General features: G+C 30.6%; 1 protein-coding gene. It reads right to left on the bottom strand.

Annotated elements, in window-relative coordinates; translation table 11 throughout:
* Positions 1-320 precede the first annotated feature (320 nt).
* Positions 321-488 (bottom strand): plasmid partition protein ParG, encoded by a 168-nt coding sequence (locus U868_RS0123295; protein WP_080694431.1) that lies wholly within the window; start codon positions 486-488, stop codon positions 321-323.
* Positions 489-517: the final 29 nt, after the last annotated feature.

Here is a 517-nt window from a genome sequence, read left to right as displayed (position 1 = left end):
TTTTAGTTGACCACTACAGTCCAGATAATAATATTCCAGAAAGTCCTGCTCTTTAGCTCCTTTTGCCAGACTAAGAGTTAGGCTATCTCCAATAAAAATAGATTTAGCAGATGAATCAAAGCTCATAAACGTCATGCAAAGATAAAAAATATATTTCTTATCTATCATATGGATAACCAATATAATTGAGTAATTGAGTAATTGAGTAATTGAGTAATTGAGTAATTGAGTAATTGAGTAATTGAGTAATTGAGTAATTGAGTAATTGAGTAATTGAGTAATTGAGTAATTGAGTAATTGAGTAATTGAGTAATTGAGTGTCATTCGTTTTTCAATAACCAATTATCAACCAGATCATTCATTACATCTGAGATAGATAGTCCTTTTCGGGCACAGGTAGCTTTTAACCTCTGATGTTTATTTTCCGGCATATTGAAATTAACTCGTTTTTGAGTTTCCGTTGATTTTGCCGAAATTATTTTTTTCAAATCTCTATTATGGTAATCCCCCCATTTTT

Origin of the sequence: Morganella morganii H1r (assembly GCF_000633515.1) — a bacterium.
GTDB classification, from domain to species: Bacteria; Pseudomonadota; Gammaproteobacteria; order Enterobacterales; family Enterobacteriaceae; genus Morganella; species Morganella morganii_B.
Note: the sequence above shows the minus strand (reverse complement) of the source record. Positions and strands in the feature narration are given on the sequence as shown.